Here is a 1,137-nt window from a genome sequence, read left to right as displayed (position 1 = left end):
CTCTTCGGAAGGTATTGACGTAGCAACCCGTTGGTGTTCTCATTGCTGCCCCGCTGCCACGGGGAGTGCGGGTCGCAGAAGTAGATCGGGATCCCGGTTGTGGCTGTGAACTCGAGGTGCTTGGCCATCTCCGCGCCCTGATCCCAGGTGATCGTCCGCGCCAGCGACGACGGGAGCGCGGTGATCGCTTCGCGCATCGCGGCCTCCACCTTGTCTGCACTCTTCCCATCAGGCAGATGCAGCAGGAGCGTGAGGCGGGTGCTGCGTTCGACGAGGGTTCCGACGGCGCTACGGCTGTTCTCACCAAGGATGAGATCGCCTTCCCAATGCCCGGGAACGGCACGGTCCTCGACCTCAGCGGGGCGCTCGCTGATCATGACCATCCCTGGCAGACGGCCGCGCCGATCCGTTGCCGTTCGCGCCTTCCTGGCCGTGCGTCCCGATCTCAGGCAGCGGGCGAGTTCTCGGCGCAGTTGCCCGCGTCCCTGTACGAACAGGGACTGATAGATCGTCTCGTGGCTCACGTGCATCTCCGGGTCGTCGGGATGCTCCAACCGTAGGCGGGCAGCGATCTCCTGCGGCGACCACAGCTGCTTCAACTGCGCTGTCACGGTCTCGAGCAACCGGCCACCGTCAAGCTTNGGCTTCGGCCTGCGGGCCTGCTCCCGGGCGTCCTCATGCGCCCGCCACGCCGAGTACTCCTCGCGTCCGCCGCCCCGCTTGACCTCGCGGCTGATCGTCGACACCGCCCGCCCGAGGCTGCGCGCGACCGCAGTGAGCGTGTCACCGCGGGCGAGACCCACGAGTATCTCCTCGCGATCGAAGACCGTCAGATGACCCTCGCGCGGCTCCCAGCCGAACGGTTTCCCGTCGAGGTGACGCCCTTCCCTCGCCATGCGGCCGACCATCGGCGCCGTGCACCCGATCTCGCGAGCGATGTCGATGAGTCTCCATCCCTTCGAGTGGAGACGGAGCGCGAGCTGCTTCTGCTCACGACTGAGATGACCATGCTTGCCCTGCAACCGATGCCTCCTGAGATCAACGTCTGCTTCATCTCACAGCACCCATTGCGTTGACCGGTTGAATCCGCCCACGGATAGAGTGCGTCGAGGTATCGGAAAAGTGACGATCCGCCCC

1 protein-coding gene is annotated in these 1,137 nt (G+C 65.7%); it reads right to left on the bottom strand.

What is annotated here, in order from left to right:
- A partial coding sequence (locus ACFQND_RS03900; RefSeq protein ID WP_377412378.1) for an IS30 family transposase occupies nucleotides 1-1,022 on the bottom strand: 1,022 nt, incomplete at its 3' end.
- Nucleotides 1,023-1,137: the final 115 nt, after the last annotated feature.

Origin of the sequence: Polaromonas aquatica, assembly GCF_042659145.1 — a bacterium.
Taxonomy (GTDB): Bacteria; Pseudomonadota; Gammaproteobacteria; order Burkholderiales; family Burkholderiaceae_C; genus Polaromonas; species Polaromonas aquatica.
The sequence above is the reverse complement of the archived record's forward strand: the minus strand, read 5'-3'. Positions and strand labels throughout refer to the sequence as shown.